Below are 21,236 nucleotides of genomic sequence, written 5' to 3' on the forward strand. Positions count from 1 at the left end.
CAAAAGATCGAAACCCGCATGGATAGTGGCCTGCCCAGCAGGAATCGAACCTGCGACCCTCAGCTTAGAAGGCTGATGCTCTATCCAACTGAGCTATGGGCAGTGTGCAAGGAGAACGAACTGCAACTGAACAAAACGATAACATGATCGTTGGCAGCTTGCATTCCGTCTGTGATGAAGCTTGCGGATATTACATCTAATAACGCGGGCTTTCAACGCCTCTCAGGCTAGTCGCGAGAATCTAAGTACCTGCTCATAAAAAACTGTGAGATGGATGTGGTCCATGTCGGATGCGATGCAAGGCGCCTGACCCGACGCAGTGCGAGCACTGCCAGGGGCGGGCAACGCAGTAGCGCGCCGACTTGGGCCACAAACAATCACAGTTTTTTATGAGCAGGTACTTAGTCCTTCAGCAGTAATTTGTTCTCAGCCATCAGTTTCTCAAGGTGAGAAACCGCTACCGGCCTGCTCAAGTAATATCCCTGCATCTGATCGCATCGCTGCTTGCGCAGGAAGTCGAGTTGTTCCAGGGTTTCGACACCTTCCGCGATCACCTTCATCTTCAGGCTGTGCGCCAGCGCAATCACGGCCTTTGCAATTGCCGCATCATCAGAATCGGTTGTGATATCTCTGACAAAAGACTTGTCGATCTTGAGCGAATCGATCGGGAAGCGCTTCAGGTAACTCAAACTGGAATAACCCGTTCCGAAGTCATCGATCGACAGGTGCACGCCCATCTTGCTCAGCTTGAGCAAGACGTCCGCGGCGGCTTCCGGGTTTTCCATGATGACGCTTTCGGTGATTTCGAGCTCCAGCCATTCGGGGCTGCAACCGGTTTCCTCGAGAACGCGCGACACGGTCTTGACAATATCCTGCTGCTTGAACTGTCGCGCCGACAGGTTGACCGCGACCTTGACGTGCGCCAGCGCACTGTTTTCACGCCAGGCACGCCCCTGCGCACAGGCAGTGCGCAGCACCCACTCGCCCATCGGCACGATCAGCCCCGTATCTTCCGCGACCGGAATGAAATCACCCGGAAAAACCATGGGCTGGCCGGGCGGCTCCCAACGCAGCAAAGCTTCGACGCCAATGATCCGGCCGCTGGAGAGATCCATCTGCGGCTGGTAATGCAGGACGAACTCGTCGCGTTCCAGTGCGCGGCGCAATCCGCTCTCCAGCTTGAGCCGATCCAGCGCCCTGGAATTCATCTCATGCGCATAGAACTGGAAATTATTGCGGCCGGCATCCTTCGCGCGGTACATCGCGGTGTCGGCATTTTTCAGCAAGGTCTGGGCGTCATGACCATCCCGGGGAAATACGCTGACGCCGATACTTCCAGTGGGGTAGAACTCATGGTCTTGCATGGCCATCGGCCGTGACATCGCTTCAAGGATCTGCTGCGCCATGATCGCCGCAGCGTTTTCGTGCGCAATGTCGGGTCGGATCACGACGAACTCGTCGCCGCCAAGCCGCGCAATGGTATCGCCGGCGCGCACGGTGAAGGACAGTCGGCGCGCGATCTCGATAATGATCTTGTCGCCCACGTCATGGCCCAGGCTGTCGTTGATATTCTTGAAGCGATCGAGATCGATCATCATGACCGCGACCTGGCCACCGGAGCGATTGGCGAAAGCCAGTGCCTGCGTCAGACGGTCCAGCAACAGCGAGCGGTTCGGCAAACTGGTCAGTGCGTCGTAGTTGGCAAGATGCAGCAACTCTTCTTCAATCTGCTTGCGCCGCGAAATATCCTCGACCACCGTGCTGAAATACTTCGGCTTGCCCTCCTCATCGCGCACCGTCGAACTCGTGAGATTGACCCAGATGTAATACCCGTTCTTGTGACGATAGCGCTTCTCCCAGGTCTTCTCGTCCACTTCGCCGGCAATCATGCGGCGTGCGACCGACCAGTCGGCGATCAGGTCCTCCGGATGGGTAATATCCTGGAAACGCATTTCCAGCAGCTCTTTTCTCGAATACCCGACGATTTCGCAGAGCTTCTTGTTGACCATCAGCCAGCGTCCGTCCGGCGCGACATGAGCAAGACCAACCGCGGCCTGATTGAACGCCACGCGGAAGCGCTCTTCGCTCTCGCGCAATACCGCCTCGGCCTGCAGGCGCGCGGTAATGTCGCGCACCACGGCAACCAGCAGTTGCCGGCCTTCCGACTGCACTGCCCGCAGATATACTTCGACCGGAAATCGCTTCCCGTCCTTGCGCTGGTGAACCGTGTGCAGGATCCCCGTCTTGCTGTCGCTGCCGATGACTTCATCGAAGCGATGATTGATTCGTTCCAGCTCGCCGTCGTCCGGCTTGAGATCCTGCGGCCCGAGGTGCAGCAGTTCCTGATGCGTGTATCCGAGCGTGGACAGCGCCGTCTCATTGGCGTCGATAAAGCGCATCCGTTCGCGATCGATCAGGTAGACCGCATCGATCGAGCTGTCCAGTGCCATCCGGAAGCGACGCAATTCCTCCTGCGAGCGAACGCGGTCGGTAATGTCCTGCGCCATCACCAGCAATGCGTCTTCCTGTGCAAGCAATGCACCGGACACATTGAATTCGAAGTGGCGTACCACCGGACCGTCGGCAACGGTGACCATCAGGTCATGCTGATCCACGCCGCTGGCCAGCACCTGCCTCAAGCCGTCGAACAAGGCGGCATTGCTGATCAAGGTGGTCAGCGGCATACCGTCGACATTCGCCTCGGCATCAAGGCCAAACATCCTGCACATCGCGCGATTGATGGTGCGAATATTCAAATCCGCATCAATCGTCATCAGACCCGAAGGCATGGAGGCAATGACTTGCTCGGTATAGTTCTTGACGCGCAAGATCTCTTTGCGGTCGGCCTGGAAATAGGTATCCAGGGTCAGCACCACGTCCATGCAGACAATCTTCAGCAATGCTTTATACGCGGCAAAGAACTGCTGCGGCTCGTCGCGCATCGATTCGGCCAGGATCGGGATCACCTCAGTAACGTACTTTCGGTAAGCGCCGACATACCATTTGGGTTCCAAACCGATGCGTTGATGCACGACGCCGACGCGCAGGCGATCCTTGATATAGCGTGCATCGTAATCGCCCTCCGTCAGGCGATTGAAATAAACAACCTGGGCGCACTTCAGGCGCTCGCGGACGCCGGCATCACCCAGCAAGGGCTGAAGCTCGGGAAATTTGGACAGATAACTGTGGAAGGAATTGACCAGTGCCGGCTGATGCGGCGCCAGCACATCATGAACTTTTCGCAATAACGCGATATCTGCGTCGGTCAGTTCGAGGACGGCCTTGCGCTGATCGATTCCGCTCGGATCCAGGCCGATCTCCCCGGCGATGATCTCAACGAGTTCATCCAGGTTCTTCATGCAATGGCTCCGCCGGAATACGGGAATACAGCTGTTGTATTACATGCAGACGCCAAGTGCCCCTCGCTCGCGACATGATAGGAAGCCTGATTATCTCAGCGACATCAAGTCTACGCAAACTGTAAATCGGGGATGTAGCATTATTGCTGGCCGTCGCAGGCATGCCCGCTCTCAGTACGAGGCGGACATGCATGTTCGCACCAGGCTAGCGCTTCATGATCGCTAGCCCGCTCACGGCATTGAGAGGTGTGAAGGTCGATCCGCTCGTTGTGCTGGTCGTCGATCCGGTTGCCATGCCGTACATGACCGCCGCTCCCTGCGCGCCGCCGAAGAACACACCATCGATATGACCTATCGTTTGCGCACCGCACGACGGCCCGCTGCAGCTTGCCGTATGCGTGATGCCGTTCACGCCGTTGAGCATGGTGCTGGAACCGAATCCATCCTTTCCGCTCAGCGGGATATTGCTGGCGCTCATGCTCCAGTTGCTGGTATTGGTCGCCGAGTTGAAGCTGACATTGACTCCGGCGTTGACCTTGGCGTTGGTGAAGTCAGCACTCAGAGTCGCCGAATTCAAGGTGCCGATGTTTCCCTTGAAGTCGGTCGGGCTGGTGTTGCCGGCCAAGGTATATGTCGCAGTCCCGGTCAGCGGCAGGCTCGTAAACGTGCCCATGTCGGTCAGCACCGGGGACGCAATCCAGTGAACGCTGCGGCCGGAGTTGTCGATCGTGCCCAGCTTGATCGCACCGTCACGGCTGTAGATATCGATGCTTCCGCCTTCCCAGCGGCCCCAGGACACGGTGGTCGTGCCGATGGTGGCCGAACCGACATCACGGTTCACAGCTGAGCCGATCTTGATCGTGGCGGGAGTATCTACCGAGGATGTAGAAGTGCCTGCTGCCATGGGCGTGAAGCCGCTTGCGGTGCCGAGGAATTCATTCAGGCCGTCTGTCCCGAAAACAACCCGCGCTGCCGGCGCTTCGCCGGCGTCAATGCTGCTGCGGTAGAAGCTTGTATCGGTGGAGGAAAAGGATCCTTCCCAATCCTTCCAGCCATTCGTCACGCCGACCGCCCGGAACGGCGTGTTGACGTCCTGCGTCGGGCCGGTAAAGCCGGCAACACCCTGGATAAGATTGTTGTTAAACGTCGTGATGGTCTGGCCGGTAGTGCTGTCCACCTGTGTCGTCGGCACCGCTTCCTGTATCGCGTACTGCAAGGCAGCGGCGTTCAGTCCCGTTCCCAATAGTGAGCCATCCATCGAGCCGTAGGCAAAACCGGTAGTGGCCGTCCCCGTCGAACTCATTGCGGCGCCATTCTTGGTTACGCTGATGCTGGAGGTGCATGTGCCGGAGCAAGTACTGTATCCGTAAAAGTGCGGACCATACATCTGCATATCACCGCTCTGCATGCCCCAGTTATTGCCGCCGATCGAGAAATTGAGGCTGGCATTGGCGATTTGGGTTGTAAAGTTCACACCCAGGCTCGCATTGGTCAGCGTTCCGACATTGCCCGCCTGATCGGTCGGCCGGGTGCCTCCCGCCAGCGCATAGCTCGCCGTGCCGGTCAGCACTAGTGACAACTGCTTCGGTGTCGCGATGTCGCCAGCAATCCAGTGCAAACTGCCACCGCCAAGCGTCGATGTGTTCGTATTGGTGGTGCCAATGACAAACGCGCCTGACGTCGTGTCGTAGGCTCCAAGCCCCCAGTTGCCGCTGGCATCCATGCCAATATACTGGCTCGTCTGCGTCACTTGGCCGCCCTGCCAGCGTCCCCAGTAGAGGCCACTCGCGGCATTCGAGCCGAGATCGGTCATGGTACTGCCGCTTTGGGACAAGCTCGACCGATAGCCAAAATAATCCGTGCCGTCGTCTGTCACCTTGATGACGTTGCCTGCCGAGTCACGCTGAACGGACGAACTGGGACCGCCGAAGTAAAAGACGCCCGGATAGTAAAAGGTCTGCGTCTGATCCGTAGAACCGCTGGTTGTCACCTGGGCCGGAAAGGTTGCGATCAGCTGCGTATACGGCGTCGAAGGCGTTGGGGTTGGGGTCGGTGTCGGTGTCGGGGTGGGCACCGTGTCGCCCGTCAAAGTCAGTTGTTCGCCACTCGTTGTCGTGATGGTCTGACTCGAGAGATTCAGCGTGTTGCCACTGGTGTCGGTTGCCGTCAGGTTGGTAGTCGGGGTCGTACTCGTAACAGTCGTCGTCGTCGTTGCCGTCGCCACTACAGGCGTTGCAGTGGAATCGGTTTTCGCAGCGCCGGTGCTCTCGCTGCTGCTGGCGGTTGCCGCCTCCTGCTGAGTGGAACCTTGCGCCTCTTGCTTTGCCTCTTGCTTCTGCTCTTTCTCCTGCTTTTGTTCCTGCTTTGGCGCCGGTGTTGCCCGATAAAAATCAGGCACCTTCGGCAGCAACACGGGCGCCTGCGTCGGCGATGCCGCAAAGCCAACCTGATTTGCCGCCACTAAGGTCGTGCCTGCCTGGTTTGTCAGCGAGGTCGCGCCGACGTTGACCTTGTCGTACGTGCCCGGGGGCGCTCCCACGCCCATGCCTGCGGATGTCGGCAATACCACCACCGGCTCGTGATCGGTGCCTCGAATGCCGATGACGGCCGTCGGCGTTTCTATCTTGTATCGGTCCTTGTTCACGCGGCCAATCAGGCCAGTAACTGCGCGCAGCCCGCCCTTGACAAGGGAAAAGGATGCTTTTTCCTTGCCGTCGCCTTCATCGCTGAAAACATAATCATTGACCTTCAGCTCGGTCGCGGGACGCACGGCAACCATTGCCCCATCAATCATCTTCAGCTGTGCCGAACCGCCTGCGCCACTGATGACAGTGTCGCCTTCGTTCACTTCTTCGCCTTTGCGCAGCGGGCGCTCCTTGCCCTTGGCGTCGACAATACGCACGTCGCCGGCGACAAATTGCGCGCGACCGGCAACACCGGCTTCCGCCAGAGCCGGATAAACCGCGATCAGCGCAACACAAAGTACTTTCAATCGAATCGAATCAAATCGGGTGGTCTTCATGGTGCTTCCCGTCGGTTAATGCAAGTCGTAGCGAACCGTCACCAGCGTCTCGGTGCGGCGGTATTCGCTCAGTGCGATGTTTGAGCGATTCTCGGTGTACATAACCTGGGGCCGTACCGTCCAGTCCGGCGCTGGCCGCCAGTTCCAGCCAAGCGTGACGTCGGCAACATGGTCGCTGCCATAGGCCACATTGGTCGAACGCGCGAATGCGGAACGGTCGCCGCGATAAAGCAGCCCGATGCTCGCAAACAGGTCGGAGGTATCGTTCAACGACAGCTGGCCATAGAGACGGCCATTAAAAAAACGCTTGTCGTAATTGGCGCCGTTCGCCAAGGAATTCTGCGCATTGTCCTGCCCGCCGAGGACGCTCGCATACAACAAGGGCTTGCGCCTTCCCTCGCATTGATGAAGCCAGCCGACGCCGAGGCCCAGGGTATTGACGTCGTTGACCGCAATATCCGGAAAGCGCTGTCGCGTCGCCAAACCAAACAGACTGGCCTGATCGGACGAGCCGTAGGTACGGCGCCACTCCACATTCAGACCAATCGAATTGCGATCGGCGCTCGGCACGTCGGTACGCTGGTGGTAATCCTGCAGAGTCAGCCCCGCTCGGTACAAATTCACGCCTTGCGCGTAACTGATACCTGCGCGCAGGTCGATCTGGTCGCTTGCATAGTTATGCGCCCTCAGCACTTCGCGATGTCGCACGTCGGCACCGGCAGACAGCGATATCGCTTCAGTCGCCTGGTGCGTCACCTCCACCCCGGCGCCCGCGCCAAGAATGCCGGAACTGCGCTTCACCGCATTACCCGTGGGAAGAAAGCCCGGCAAACTGTAAGTTGCCAGCACCGCATTGGTGAAGTCGCCGACCACCGAAGTGATGTTGTTGTCATAGCCGCCGAATCCCTCGACGTATCCGTTCACCACGGTACGCTTCGCCTGCTCGCGCTCCTCGATGGCGCGGTAGTACTTGTCGATGATCAGACGCGCGCTCGGCGGCGGATTCACCCCCGCGACGGCATCGAGTTCCTGCCGTGCGCGCGGATAGTCACCCAGCGCAAAGTAGGCACGCGCCATGTCAAGCCGAACGCCGGCGGCATTCGGGTCCACGGCCAGCACGCGTTCGAAAGCGAGGGTCGCCTTGTCCGGCTTGCCCGCATCGAGCGCGGCAACGCCGATCAGCGTGTCGAACTCCACGTCGCCTGCGCGCGCGAACTCCTGTTTTTCGAGCAGCGCATACGCGTCGGTGGGTTTGCCGTCGCGCAGCATCGCGCGTGCCTTATCCATCTCCGCATCGGCTGCCCACACGCTGCCACCGGCAAGCATGGACGCAACCAATGCCGACATGATCCTTGTCTTCATCCGGCAATTCATTTAGGGGGCTCTCCTGTCGACAAATCTTGTTGCGCTCGCTCGGGGCTTGGCCAAGAGATCCTCTGCGGGAAAACAAGACTTTCTTCTCGTTAAAATTTCCTTAAAGTAAGTTGGAAATTTACCGCTGTCAAGAAGCGAAGAGTACTTTTGATCGAATGAAACCCCGCAGGGATTTGATCCCTTGGGGAAAAAAGGACAGCCCAAAAATACAGCGTTCGGGAGTTGATATGCGCGGGGAGCCGCTCGGTTGCAATGGAACTATCTTGGGAGCACGGGCTATGCCGGATTTGCGTAGTGAAAGCCAGCCCTCCACCATCAAGGGAGAACAGCCACGACGGCCTTGCTTGGAGAAGCGGGTTTCGCGGCTACTAGGTCCTTGAAACCCGCATAAAGAGAGAAAATCCTGGTCGGGGCGACACGATTCGAACGTGCGACCACCTGATCCCAAATCAGGTGCGCTACCAGGCTGCGCTACGCCCCGAGAGACACGCATCATACCGGGCTTGGACGATGCGGTCAATTTTATTCCGGCGGCATGCCAGCCGCCTGTACTGGCGCTCTATTTCAAGCGGCAAGCTTGTCGGCAATCCGACGTGCCATCGCATTTGCGGTATCCGCACTTCTCGCTTCGACCATCACGCGGATCAAGGGCTCTGTGCCCGATGCACGAATCAGGACGCGACCGTTATCGCCCAACTCCGATTCGACGATTTCCTTCTCGGCCACCGCCGCGCCGTTCTTCTGCCATTCAAAACCAGGCGTCACTTTCACGTTGACCAGGCTTTGCGGGAAAAGAACGAGATCGGCTGTCGCCTGCGCCAAGGTTTGACCGCTACGTTTCAATGCTGAGAGTACCTGCAAGGCGGAGACGATGCCGTCGCCGGTGGTGTGCTTGTCGAGGAATAGCAAGTGCCCCGATCCTTCGCCGCCGATCAGCCAGCCGCGCTCCTGCAGCACCTCGAGCACATAGCGGTCACCAACTTTCGCGCGCGCGAAGCCGACACCCAACTGCTTGCAGGCGACCTCAAGCGCCATGTTGGTCATCAGCGTGCCCACGACGCCTTGCACGGGGCCGGTCGACAGGCGGTCCTTGATCATCACATACAGCAGCTCATCGCCGTTATAGGCGCGCCCGGTTGAATCCACCATCAGCAACCGGTCTGCGTCGCCATCGAGGGCAATGCCGAGATCGGCTTTGTGTTCCAGGACCGCGGCCGAGATTGCCGCCGGCGCGGTCGCCCCAACGCCGTCGTTGATATTCAAGCCGTTTGGCTGGTTTCCGATCGAGATGACTTCCGCGCCGAGTTCATGGAACACATCGGGCGCGATGTGATAGGCCGCGCCGTGTGCGCAGTCCACCACAATCTTCAATCCGCGCAGGTCAAGCTCGTTTGGAAATGTACTCTTGCAAAACTCGATATAGCGGCCTTGCGCATCGAACAGTCGCTTGGCCTTGCCGAGCTTTTCCGACGGAACGCATTCGATTGGGGCTTCAAGCGCCGCTTCAATCGCGGACTCGACGGCATCCGGCAGCTTGTTGCCCGATGCGGAGAAGAACTTGATACCGTTGTCGTCGTACGGATTATGAGATGCCGAAATAACGACACCTGCCGACAGGCGCAGCGCGCGAGTCAGGTAGGCGATCGCCGGCGTCGGCATCGGCCCGGCCAGGGTCACATCGACACCGGCGGCGGCAAAGCCTGCCTCAAGCGCGGCTTCCAGCATGTAGCCGGAAATGCGCGTGTCCTTCCCGATGAGCACAACCGGTTTCCCACTGCTCGATTCTGCCTGCGCCAGCACCTTGCCGGCGGCATAACCCAGCTTCATCACCAGGTCGGGAGTGATCGGCAATGTCCCCACTCGCCCGCGCACGCCATCCGTGCCAAAGTATTTGCGTGTCATGTTTTCTTCCTTAGCTGTTCGTGGCGACTGCCTGCCAGACCTTGAGCGCATCCATCGTTTCCGCGACATCATGGACGCGAACAATCCGCGCGCCGCGCGCAACGGCCGCAATCGCGGCTGCTACACTTCCCGCCATGCGCTGCTCGACCGGCCTGCCGGTAATCGCGCCTATCATGGATTTGCGCGACAGTCCGGCCAAAATGGGAACGCCGACTTCGTCCGCCATCCTTCCGAGATCCCGCAGCAGGGCGAGATTATGTTCCAGCGTCTTGCCGAAACCGAATCCGGGATCAATACACAAGCGGCGGCGATCGATCCCTGTTTGTTCCATGGCCGCGACACGCTCTCGCAGAAACGCAGTAACTTCCTCGGTAACATTGTCATAGTGCGGCGTGACCTGCATCGTCGTCGGATCACGCAGCATGTGCATGATACACAGTGCACAATCACTTTCCTTGACGACACTCAACGCCCCGTCCGCTCGAAAACCATTGATGTCATTGATCATGTCGACACCAGCAGCGATTGCTTCACGCATCACCTCGGGCTTGTAGGTATCCAGCGACAAGGGTTTGCCGCAATCCCGCAATGCATAGAGGACTGGCATGACGCGTCGCAATTCTTCGTCGAGCGGCAAAGGTTCTGCACCTGGCCGACTGGATTCGCCGCCGATATCGATGATATCGACACCGTCCGCAATCATTTGCTCGGCACGCGACAAGGCGAGATCCAGCGAGTGAAATTGGCCTCCGTCGGAAAACGAATCCGGGGTGATGTTGAGAATTCCCATCACGAGCGGACGCGCCTGCTCCTCCATGGGGAAGCTATAGCGTCCGAATTGCAGGTATTGTGTTGTCATTGGGGCGATACAAACATGTGATGCAAACAAAAAGGGCGAGGATCACTCCTCACCCTTGATTTGACCGTTAAGTCGGCTGCTGCTGCTTAGGCCGGCGCAGTTGCGTTGGGAGAAACACCACCGGATGTATTATCCGATGCGGACCGTTTGGTCGGGATCCCTGCCTTCGGCGGACGCGGCTCACGGCCCTCCATGATGTCATTGACTTGGTCTGCGTCGAGTGTTTCCCACTCGAGCAAGGCATTGGCCATGATTTCGACCTTCTCCTTGTTTTCTTCAAGCAGCCTGCGCGACAACGCATATTGTGCATCCAGGATCGAACGAATCTCGGTGTCAACCTTTTGCTGGGTGGCCTCCGATACCGTCTTGGACGTCATGCGCCCGAAGTATGCATCCTGCTCACTGTCCTCGTACACCATGGTGCCCAAGGTTTCGGACATGCCGTAGCGAGTGACCATTGCACGGGCAAGCTTGGTTGCACGTTCGAAGTCGTTCGAGGCGCCGGTCGACATCTGATGCATGAAGATCTCTTCGGCGATGCGTCCGCCGAACAGGATTGCGATCTCTTCCAGCATCTTGTCCTTGTACATGTTCACACGGTCATGTTCCGGCAGTTGCCATGTCAGGCCGAGCGCATAACCGCGCGGCATGATGGTGACCTTGTGCACCGGGTCTGCTTTTGGCAACAGCTTGGCGACGACGGCGTGACCGGATTCATGGAATGCCGTGTTGCGGCGTTCTTCCTCGCGCATGACTGCCGATTTGCGCTCCGGACCCATCACGATCTTGTCCTTGGCGTCTTCGAAATCCTGCATTTCGACCAGGCGCTTGTTTCGGCGCGCGGCGAACAGTGCAGCTTCGTTGACCAGATTGGCCAGATCGGCTCCGGAGAAACCGGGTGTGCCACGTGCCAGAATGTCAGCCTTCACGTCGGGGGCAATCGGCACCTTGCGCATATGCACGTACAGGATCTGTTCGCGACCGCGGATATCCGGCAAGCCGACCATCACCTGGCGGTCGAAACGGCCCGGACGAAGCAGTGCCTTGTCGAGCACGTCAGCGCGGTTGGTTGCTGCAATCACGATCACGCCCGAATTGGCCTCGAAGCCATCCATTTCGACCAGCAATTGGTTCAAGGTCTGTTCGCGCTCGTCGTTACCGCCACCCATGCCGGCGCCACGGTGGCGACCGACGGCATCGATTTCATCGATGAAGATGATGCAAGGCGAGTGTTTCTTCGCGTTCTCGAACATGTCGCGTACGCGGGAGGCGCCAACACCAACAAACATTTCAACGAAGTCGGAACCGGAAATCGTAAAGAACGGCACCTTGGCTTCGCCCGCAATGGCGCGAGCCAGCAAGGTCTTGCCGGTACCCGGAGGGCCGACCATCAGCACGCCACGCGGAATGCGGCCGCCGAGCTTCTGGAATTTGGTTGGGTCACGCAGGAAGTCAACCAGCTCCTGGACTTCTTCTTTCGCCTCGTCGCAGCCGGCAACATCGGCAAAGGTCACGGTATTGCTCGCTTCATCGAGCATGCGAGCCTTGGAACGGCCGAACGAGAACGCCCCGCCCTTGCCGCCTCCTTGCATCTGACGCATGAAAAACACCCAGACGCCGATCAGCAGCAGCATCGGGAACCAGGAAATGAAAACTTGCGACAGGAACGATTGTTCTTCCGGCTGCTTGACGTCGAATTTGACGCCATTGTTGATCAGATCGCCGATCAGGCCGCGATCAAGATAGGTCACCGCTGTCTTGATGCGCTTGCCATCATTGGTCGTCGCGACAATGGTACGGTCTTCAATGACTGCTTCGCGAATCTGCTTGGCCTTGACCTCGTCCAGGAAGTCCGAGTAGGGGATCGGCGTTGCGCCGCCGGCCAGAGTGCGTCCGTCGAACTGCTTGAAGACAGTGAAGAGCACCAAGGCGATGACCACCCAGATGGCGGCCTTCGAAAACATATTGTTCACTAGAACTCCTTAGACGCAGGCGCGCCTATTTACAAAGCTTGTAATTGATTCTACCCGCAATAATCTGTGGTTGCCAGCCCGAATATTGCTTCAAATCGCGGGGAAAATGACCGCAAGTTGCGCCGTAGCGACCGAATCTCGATGGGTTTGCCCAGCATGTGCGGCTCGTTTTGCGGAAATCAAGGGTTATCAAGTAATCAACTTGCAACTAGTGAGGGTTTTTGAGGACTTTACCAAGCAAAAATATTTCCGAGGATTTGTCCCTGCTGGCCTTGGGCTTCTTGGACGTTACGGTCTTGAATTCCTGGCGGAACTTCTCGACAAGTTGGGTATAACCCGGCCCGTTGAAACATTTGACGAGCAGGGTGCCGGAAGGTTTCATATGGGCTTGTGCAAATTCGATCGCCAAGTCGATGATATGCTCAACCCGTGCCGCGTCCGTGACTGCGACGCCCGACAGGTTGGGCGCCATGTCGGACAAGACCAGATCGACCTTGCGGCCGGCGACCACTTCCTCCAGTTGGTCCAGCACTTCCTGTTCGCGGAAATCGCCTTGTATGAAATGCACATCCGCGATCGGCTCCATGGGCAGCATGTCCAGCCCGATGATGGTGCCGTTGATGCCGCCCCCCTCCTTCCCGGCCAGCTTGTTGCGTGCGTACTGCGACCAGCTCCCCGGCGCGCAGCCCAGATCGACGATGATTTGCCCCGGCCTGATCAGTTTTTCGCTCTCGTCGATTTCCTTCAGTTTGTAGACAGCGCGCGCGCGATAGCCCTCCTTCTGTGCCTGCTTCACATAAGGATCGTTGATATGGTCATGCACCCAGTTTTTGTTGAATTTGTTCTTTGCCATTCGCGTAGAATACCGCTTTTAAGGAATATTAATCATGTTGAAACTGACACCCGCCGAGCGCAGCGCGCTCCGCTCCGAGGCGCATGCACTGGACCCCGTCGTCATTATCGGCGATGCCGGCTTGACACCCGCCGTGCTGAAGGAAATCGACTCCAGCCTGAACGCCCATGGACTGATCAAGGTTCGCGTCTTCGGCGACGACCGCGATGCACGCATTGAAATCTATGAAAAAATCTGCGAAGAACTGGGTGCCGCCCCGATTCAGCATATCGGCAAACTGCTGGTGCTCTACCGTCCGAAAAAAGATGCTCCCAAGGAGCGCAGCGAAAAGCGCGGCAAAGGCCTGCGCGAAGTAACGATCGTCAAACCAAGCCCGAGCGGGACCAAGCGCCCGACGGTGACCAAGGTTGTCCTGAAAGGTAATGAGCGCGTCACGGCCGGCGGGAATATCAAGCGCGCCAAAAAGCGTCAAACCAGTTCAAAGAAATCCGCTTTGGGCAGGACTTGAGAAGAAGACCGCGACAACTCGACAGGCATGGCGATCATGGTCGCCACTTCAATCATCGCAGTTTCCAGATAAGTAGCGCGCCAAGCAGGCTCTGGATCAGGTAGAACGCGCTCGACACGCCATGCAAGATGCCGAATTGGCTCTTCGTCGCAGCGTCCATCACACCGCCGGGACCTGCCGCCTCGCGCAACGTCGACATAAACGGCTGCAGTCCGAAGTAGCCGACCAGCGCACAAACGAGCATCGCCAACGCAAGCCAACGAACCTGTTTTCCCGCTTTGGCATTACTTTCCTCTGGAGCGGACTTGACTGATGCGATCAGTGCGAGCGCGCAGACAATCGAGATCCAGGCTTCAATCCGGAACAATTTTCCCGCGATCGTTCCGGCCAGCATTCTGTCAGTCAAGCTTGCAAAGAGCGTCGGCGCGACCACGTAGCCAATGGTCCACAGACTCCCGATCCAGAGCGTAGCAATCAGCAGCCGAATGCGTGCGGCACGCATCGCAACTCAGATGTAGCGGACTTCGAGGACTTCGTATTCGCGGATGCCGGACGGCGCATTCACTTCAACCACGTCGCCCGCATATTTGCCGATCAGCGCACGCGCGATCGGAGATGTGATCGACACCTTCTTTTCTTTCAGGTCGGCTTCATCCTCTCCGACAATCTGGTAGGTCACTTTTTGGCCAGACTCAAGATCTTCGAGATCGACCGTTGAGGCAAAAACGATACGACCTTCGGCATCCAGCACGGTCGGGTCGATGATCTGCGCAGCGCCCAGCTTGCCTTCCAACTCCGCGATACGCCCTTCGATAAATGCCTGGCGCTCCTTGGCGGCGTCGTATTCAGCGTTTTCGGACAGGTCGCCCTGGGCGCGCGCTTCCGCAATGGCGCTGATGACGGACGGACGATCCTTGGTTTTCAGGCGGTGCAATTCAGCCTTCAAAAGCTCTGCGCCGCGCTTGGTAATGGGTACTGTACTCATGATTTTTTTGAGGCGAAATGAAAACCACAGAGGTCACAAATAACTCCGGGAAACCCGGAATCGTCTGTGACCTCTGTGGCTAAGTCTTATCTGTAAAAGCTTAGTGTAAGGTTTTATGCAAGCCTTGTAAATCGTAGACATGCAGCACGTCAAGATGACGCATGCCTTCGACCGCAGCTTCCGCACCGGCAATGGTGGTATAGGTCGTCGCCCGGGCCTGCAGTGCCGACGTCCGGATGGTGCGCGAATCGGTAATGGCAGTCCGTTTTTCCTCGACCGTGTTGATCACCATGACGATCTCGTTGTTCTTGATCATATCGACAACGTGCGGGCGACCTTCCACGACTTTGTTGACGGCCGTCACGGGGATGCCGGCCGCGCTGATTGCCGCTGCCGTGCCCTTGGTTGCCACCAGCGTAAATCCGAGTTCGGCCAGATCCTTCGCGACTTGCACTGCACGCGGCTTGTCGCTGTTCTTCACGCTGAGGAACACCTTGCCGGACTTCGGCAATTTCACGCCGGCGCCCAACTGCGACTTCACGAAGGCTTCACCGAAGGTCTTGCCTACGCCCATCACCTCGCCGGTCGACTTCATTTCCGGTCCGAGAATCGTATCGACGCCCGGGAACTTGTTGAACGGGAATACCGCTTCCTTGACGCTGAAATACTTCGGCACCACCTCATTCCTGATCCCTTGGCTCTCAAGCGACTGGCCAACCATGCAGCGTGCGGCGATCTTCGCCAGTTGCAGGCCGGTCGCCTTCGAAACAAACGGTACGGTGCGCGAAGCGCGCGGATTGACTTCCAGCACGAAGACGATGTCCTGCAGCTTGCCATCGACTTCCTTTTGCTGGATGGCGAACTGCACGTTCATCAGGCCAACCACGTTCAAACCCTTGGCCATCAATGCAGTCTGGCGCTTGAGTTCTTCGATGGTGTCCTTCGACAACGAATACGGCGGCAGCGAGCATGCCGAGTCGCCGGAGTGAACGCCTGCCTGTTCGATATGCTCCATCACGCCGCCGATGAAGGTGCGCTGACCATCCGACAGACAGTCGACGTCGACTTCGATCGCATCGTTCAGGAAGCGATCCAGCAATACCGGCGAATCGTTGGATACCTTGACCGCTTCGCGCATATAGCGTTCGAGATCGCGCTGCTCATGCACGATTTCCATCGCGCGGCCGCCCAGCACGTAGGAGGGACGGACCACCAGCGGATACCCGATTTCCTGCGCAAGACGCAGTGCATCTTCTTCGGTGCGCGCAGTGCGGTTCGGCGGTTGACGCAGGTCGAGATCCTGCAGCAGCTTCTGGAAACGCTCACGGTCTTCGGCGGCATCGATCATGTCCGGCGAAGTGCCAACGATCGGCACGCCGTTGGCTTCGAGGTCGAGCGCCAGCTTGAGCGGCGTCTGGCCACCGTACTGCACGATCACGCCGTAGGGTTTTTCCTTGTCGACGATCTCCAGCACGTCTTCCAGCGTCAGCGGCTCGAAGTACAGACGGTCGGAGGTATCGTAGTCGGTCGAAACCGTTTCCGGGTTGCAGTTGACCATGATGGTTTCGTAGCCGTCTTCACGCATTGCCAATGCAGCATGCACGCAGCAATAATCGAATTCAATGCCCTGTCCGATGCGGTTCGGACCACCGCCCAACACCATGATCTTCTTCTTGTTCGTCGGCTGCGCTTCGCACTCTTCCTCATAGGTCGAATACATGTACGCGGTCTTCGTCGCGAATTCCGCGGCACAGGTATCGACACGCTTGTAGACAGGACGAATGCCCAGTTCCCGGCGCTTGTCGCGCACGGCCTTGTCGGTGGTCTTCAACAGCTTCGCGAGTCGACGGTCGGCAAAGCCTTTTTGCTTGAGCTTGAACAACGTAGCCTTGTCGAGTGCGCCGAGCTTCTGCGTTTCCAGCCATAGTTCGATGTCGACGATTTCCTTGATCTGCACCAGGAACCACGGGTCGATATGCGTCAGCTGATGCACTTCTTCCAGCGAGAATCCTTGGGCAAAAGCATCGCCGACGTACCAGATGCGCTCCGGGCCTGGCTCGCCGAGTTCTTCCTCAATTGTCTCGCGGTCGGTGGTCTTTTCGTTCATGCCGTCAACGCCAACCTCGAGGCCGCGCAAGGCTTTCTGGAACGATTCCTGGAAGGTGCGGCCGATGGCCATCACCTCGCCCACCGATTTCATCTGCGTGGTCAGGTGGCTGTCGGCAGCCGGGAATTTTTCGAAGGCGAAACGCGGCACCTTGGTCACTACGTAGTCGATGGTCGGCTCGAAGGACGCCGGGGTCGCACCGCCGGTGATCTCATTGCGCAATTCGTCGAGCGTAAAGCCGACCGCCAGCTTGGCCGCGACCTTGGCGATCGGGAAGCCGGTTGCCTTGGACGCCAGCGCGGATGAACGCGATACACGCGGATTCATTTCGATGACAATCATGCGGCCGTCTTTCGGATTGACCGAGAACTGCACGTTGGAGCCGCCGGTATCCACGCCGATCTCGCGCAACACCGCGAGCGAGGCGTTACGCATGATCTGGTATTCCTTGTCGGTCAGCGTCTGCGCCGGCGCCACCGTGATCGAGTCACCGGTGTGCACGCCCATCGGATCGAGGTTTTCGATCGAGCAGACGATGATGCAGTTGTCCTTCTTGTCGCGCACCACTTCCATCTCAAACTCTTTCCAGCCGATCAGCGATTCTTCGATCAGCAGTTCGGAGGTCGGCGAGGCTTCCAGGCCGCGCTTGCAGATGGTTTCGAATTCTTCCGGGTTGTAGGCAATGCCGCCACCGGTGCCGCCCATGGTGAAGGACGGGCGGATGATGACCGGGAAGCCGATGTCGCGCTGCACGGACCATGCTTCATCCATGGTATGGGCGATGCCGGAACGCGCGGAGCCGAGGCCGATCTTGGTCATCGCGTCCTTGAACTTCAGGCGGTCCTCCGCCTTGTCGATCGCTTCCGGCGTCGCGCCGATGAGTTCGCAGCCGTACTTGGTCAGCACCCCGTTGCGGTGCAGGTCGAGCGCGCAGTTGAGTGCTGTCTGGCCGCCCATGGTCGGCAGGATCGCGTCGGGACGCTCCTTGTCGATGATGCGTTCGACGACTTGCCAGGTGATCGGTTCGATGTAAGTGACGTCGGCCATCTCCGGATCGGTCATGATGGTCGCCGGATTGCTGTTGACGAGGATGACGCGATAGCCTTCCTCGCGCAGCGCCTTGCAGGCCTGCGCGCCGGAGTAGTCGAATTCGCACGCCTGGCCGATGATGATCGGGCCGGCGCCAATAATCAGGATGCTTTTAATGTCTGTGCGCTTAGGCATTTTTGTGTTTCTCCATCATCGCCACGAAGCGATCAAACAGGGGGGCGATGTCATGCGGGCCGGGCGATGCTTCCGGGTGGCCCTGGAAGCAGAACGCCGGTTTGTCGGTGCGCGCGAAGCCTTGCAGCGAACCGTCGAACAGCGACACATGGGTGATGCGGCAGTTGGACGGCAATGTATCCACATCGACGGCAAAACCATGGTTCTGCGAGGTGATCATCACCTGCTTGGTGTCGAGGTCTTGCACCGGATGGTTTGCACCATGATGGCCGAATTTCATCTTCAATGTTTTTGCGCCGGATGCGAGCGCCATGATCTGGTGACCGAGGCAGATGCCGAAGGTCGGGATGCCGCGTTCGATCAGTTCGCGGGTTGCCGCGATTGCATAGTCACATGGTTCCGGGTCACCGGGTCCGTTCGACAGGAAGATGCCGTCAGGGTTCAGAGCGAGCGCTTCCGCGGCGGACGCCTGTGCGGGCAGCACCGTGACCTTGCAACCACGCTCGGCCAGCATGCGCAGGATGTTGTACTTGACGCCATAGTCATAGGCAACGACATGGAATTTCGGCTTGGTCTGCTTGCCGTAGCCTTCGCCGAGCTTCCATTCCGATTCCGTCCACACGTAGGACTTGGCGGTGGAAACCACCTTGGCCAGATCCATGCCGGCCAGGCCGGGGAAGGATTTTGCCAGCGCCAGTGCCTCTTCGACGTTGGCCGCCTCGCCCGCCATGATCGCGCCGTTTTGCGCGCCCTTCTCGCGCAAGATGCGCGTGAGCTTGCGGGTGTCGATGCCGGCGATGCCGACCACATTTTCCGCCTTCAGATAGTCGGACAGGGTTTGCTTCGAGCGGAAGTTCGATGCCAGCAGCGGCAGATCCTTGATGATCAGGCCGGCAGCATGGATTTTGCTCGCCTCGACGTCTTCTTCATTCACGCCGACGTTGCCGATATGCGGATAGGTCAGGGTGACAATTTGGCGGCTGTAACTGGGGTCGGTCAGGATTTCCTGGTAGCCTGTAATGGCCGTGTTGAACACGACTTCACCGATCGTATGACCGGAAGCACCAATTGAAAAACCCTGGAAAATCGACCCGTCTGCAAGCGCTAGGATGGCCGGAACTGATTGGCCAGAAAAAAATGGCAGCAAGGGTAACTCCTGAGATTGTTACCGCCGCTGCGCCGCGCCAGAACGACCGCCAACCGAACGGCTTGCGCTGGGTGTCGAGGGTCTTTTTGGGACGAGATGGAAGGGGTATGCGCTACGGCGGACTGAATTAGTTAAACCCCGAAATTATAGCCGAGAACACCCTATCCTGCAAACTTGTAAGTTTGCGGTAAGGCAGTCAGCGCCCGGCGCAGAAGTCTCGAAATCATGCCGCCGCGGCGTTTTGTCAGAGCGCCAGCGCCGCGATGCCCGTCTTGGCAATTTGCACGTCTTCAGAGGATTTGACGCCCGAAACCCCCACAGCGCCGATGCATTGACCGTTCGCCATGATCGGAACGCCGCCTTCCAGCATGCCTTCGACGGCCGGCACCGTGACGAACGACACGCGGCCGTTGTTGATCATGTCTTCGTACACCTTGGTTTCCCGGCGCCCCAAGGCTGCGGTCCTGGCCTTGGCGGGCGCGATGTGCGAGGAAAGCGGCGCAGCGCCGTCCAGGCGTTGCAGCCAGAGCAGATGGCCTCCATCATCCACGATCGAAATCGTGACTGCCCAGTTGTTTGCGTTTGCTTCGGTTTCGGCGGCTGCGGCGATCTTCTTGACGTCGTCGAGCGTGAGGACTTGTTTGGATTGCATTGTGCCTCCATGGTGGATATCCAGAGATTGTACGTCCGCAGCACCACGCGCGCCGTCCGCATAAGTACGTAGGCGCATCAACGCTTGTTTTGCTTCAAGAGCAGATCAACCAAAGGTTGCAGTTCGGCCGACAGCTTGCCGATATGTGGCAACACCTCATCTTGCCGCCCCTCCTTGATCCATTGCAACAGGGTTGCCAGATCGGGGCTGCCGGATTTTTCACTCGCACCAAGCGGGTCCACGGCGCCCTCGCGCGCGTCCGACACGGGAATGTCGCCGCGCAAAAACGCCATTTCCTCTTCCTTGCCCACGATGCCTGTAATCGCACGGGTCAGGCCGAACATCGCGCGCCGACGTGCCAGCCCTTGAATTGCCTGCAAGCTGACGGTGGCGGGCTCCGGGCAATCATCGCTGAGTGACGCGAGGCCGCAACTTGCGATAAATGCCATTCGGTCACTTTTGACCAATTGTGCGCCGGCAATTGCCCGGCATATACGTTGCGCAAAACAGCGGGCGGAATCGAAATTGATGCTGCCCGTCGCAAGAATGAATTCTGCTTCGCCGCTCCGCGCAACATGGTCGCTTTGCCGCACCGTCCGGCGCAGCAGATCACCGATCGCCCTCACCACGTTTTGTGGCGGTGCAGCCGCGACATCGTCCACGCCGATATGCTTCAAACCGATGCAGACATGGAGGACGACAAAGTTTTTCCTGGATTTGACAGAGTTCGCCAGCAGCGTTTCGACGCCGGCGCGCGCGACGTCGGCAGACGGCAGACTTTCCGGAGAAATGTCTTCTGCGTTCTCGACCAGCGCTTCGAGGCTGCGCTCGAACTCATGTTGCGTTGTCACCAGCTTGGACAAAATATCGAGCCGGGACAGGAGCTGCGCGGTGCCGATTCCCTTGGTAATCAAATCGGTGGCACCTGCGGCTTTGGCGCGGTCACGCTCTTCGTGCTCGTCGCTGCCGGATACGACCACGACCGGGATGTCGCGTATACGGCTGATGCGGGAGCTGCGGATGCGGTGCAACAACCCGTAGCCATCCAGCTTCGGCATCGTCAGGTCGGTGATGACCACGCGTATGCTCGGATCCAGCAGCAAGGTTTCCCATGCCTCTTCGCCGTCGAGCGCCTCGCGAAAATCGAACATGCCTTCGATATGCTTGATCAGCGTTGCGCGCACGATGCGCGAATCGTCAGCGATCAGGACGCGCGGCTTGGCAGGCAGTTCAATCGAGGTTTGTGTGGTCATGCGAGACAGTTAAGTATG

14 protein-coding genes and 2 tRNA genes are annotated in these 21,236 nt (G+C 58.5%); 1 reads left to right on the plus strand and 15 read right to left on the minus strand.

Going from position 1 to position 21,236, the window contains the following annotated elements:
* Positions 1-26: 26 nt before the first annotated feature.
* The 9 genes from E6W33_RS20990 to E6W33_RS21030 all read right to left on the minus strand — a co-directional run bounded on the left by E6W33_RS20990 (position 27) and on the right by E6W33_RS21030 (position 13,342).
* Positions 27-103: transfer RNA gene (locus E6W33_RS20990), tRNA-Arg, on the minus strand.
* A 298-nt stretch (positions 104-401) separates the two neighbouring features.
* Positions 402-3,359 (minus strand): EAL domain-containing protein, encoded by a 2,958-nt coding sequence (locus E6W33_RS20995; RefSeq protein WP_136419292.1) that lies wholly within the window; start codon positions 3,357-3,359, stop codon positions 402-404.
* A 205-nt stretch (positions 3,360-3,564) separates the two neighbouring features.
* Positions 3,565-6,381 (minus strand): FecR domain-containing protein, encoded by a 2,817-nt coding sequence (locus tag E6W33_RS21000; protein WP_136419293.1) that lies wholly within the window; start codon positions 6,379-6,381, stop codon positions 3,565-3,567.
* A gap of 15 nt (positions 6,382-6,396) precedes the next feature.
* Positions 6,397-7,743, minus strand: a complete 1,347-nt coding sequence (locus E6W33_RS21005) for a tetratricopeptide repeat protein (RefSeq protein WP_168798712.1) — start codon at positions 7,741-7,743, stop codon at positions 6,397-6,399.
* 416 nt (positions 7,744-8,159) lie between these two features.
* A tRNA-Pro gene (locus E6W33_RS21010) sits at positions 8,160-8,236 on the minus strand.
* Between the two features lie 83 nt (positions 8,237-8,319).
* Complete coding sequence (gene glmM / locus E6W33_RS21015) at positions 8,320-9,657, minus strand: phosphoglucosamine mutase (RefSeq protein WP_136419295.1); 1,338 nt, start codon at positions 9,655-9,657, stop codon at positions 8,320-8,322.
* A 10-nt stretch (positions 9,658-9,667) separates the two neighbouring features.
* Positions 9,668-10,516 carry a dihydropteroate synthase gene (folP, locus tag E6W33_RS21020; protein WP_136419296.1) on the minus strand — a complete coding sequence of 283 codons (849 nt, stop codon included), beginning with the start codon at positions 10,514-10,516 and terminating at the stop codon, positions 9,668-9,670.
* Positions 10,517-10,602: 86 nt separating this feature from the next.
* Positions 10,603-12,489, minus strand: a complete 1,887-nt coding sequence (gene ftsH, locus E6W33_RS21025; protein ID WP_136419297.1) for an ATP-dependent zinc metalloprotease FtsH — start codon at positions 12,487-12,489, stop codon at positions 10,603-10,605.
* 208 nt (positions 12,490-12,697) lie between these two features.
* On the minus strand, positions 12,698-13,342 hold the full coding sequence (locus tag E6W33_RS21030; protein ID WP_136419298.1) for an RlmE family RNA methyltransferase: 645 nt from the start codon (positions 13,340-13,342) through the stop codon (positions 12,698-12,700).
* A 34-nt stretch (positions 13,343-13,376) separates the two neighbouring features.
* Here E6W33_RS21030 and yhbY point away from each other — a divergent pair, with 34 nt between their 5' ends.
* The gene (gene yhbY / locus E6W33_RS21035; protein WP_136419299.1) at positions 13,377-13,850 is read left to right on the plus strand and encodes a ribosome assembly RNA-binding protein YhbY; all 474 of its coding nucleotides are present in this window, start codon (positions 13,377-13,379) and stop codon (positions 13,848-13,850) included.
* A gap of 52 nt (positions 13,851-13,902) precedes the next feature.
* On the opposite strand, the gene E6W33_RS21040 is transcribed toward yhbY, so the two are convergent.
* From E6W33_RS21040 to E6W33_RS21065, 6 genes are all read right to left on the minus strand, one after another.
* Entirely contained in the window at positions 13,903-14,352 is a 450-nt protein-coding gene (locus E6W33_RS21040; protein ID WP_136419300.1) for a DUF4149 domain-containing protein, read from the minus strand.
* 6 nt (positions 14,353-14,358) lie between these two features.
* Positions 14,359-14,835: a transcription elongation factor GreA gene (greA, locus tag E6W33_RS21045; RefSeq protein WP_136419301.1), complete on the minus strand. Its 477-nt coding sequence runs from the start codon at positions 14,833-14,835 to the stop codon at positions 14,359-14,361.
* A gap of 100 nt (positions 14,836-14,935) precedes the next feature.
* The gene (carB, locus tag E6W33_RS21050; RefSeq protein WP_136419302.1) at positions 14,936-18,166 is read right to left on the minus strand and encodes a carbamoyl-phosphate synthase large subunit; all 3,231 of its coding nucleotides are present in this window, start codon (positions 18,164-18,166) and stop codon (positions 14,936-14,938) included.
* A complete protein-coding gene (gene carA, locus E6W33_RS21055; RefSeq protein ID WP_136419303.1) occupies positions 18,159-19,313 on the minus strand; it encodes a glutamine-hydrolyzing carbamoyl-phosphate synthase small subunit in 1,155 nt (384 codons plus the stop codon). Before carA ends, carB begins: the two co-directional genes overlap by 8 nt.
* A gap of 244 nt (positions 19,314-19,557) precedes the next feature.
* Entirely contained in the window at positions 19,558-19,965 is a 408-nt protein-coding gene (locus E6W33_RS21060) for a heme-binding protein (RefSeq protein ID WP_136419304.1), read from the minus strand.
* A gap of 77 nt (positions 19,966-20,042) precedes the next feature.
* Complete coding sequence (locus tag E6W33_RS21065) at positions 20,043-21,218, minus strand: response regulator (protein WP_136419305.1); 1,176 nt, start codon at positions 21,216-21,218, stop codon at positions 20,043-20,045.
* Positions 21,219-21,236: the final 18 nt, after the last annotated feature.

The sequence above is a fragment of the Herbaspirillum sp. ST 5-3 genome (genome assembly GCF_004804275.1).
Lineage (GTDB): Bacteria > Pseudomonadota > Gammaproteobacteria > Burkholderiales > Burkholderiaceae_D > Noviherbaspirillum.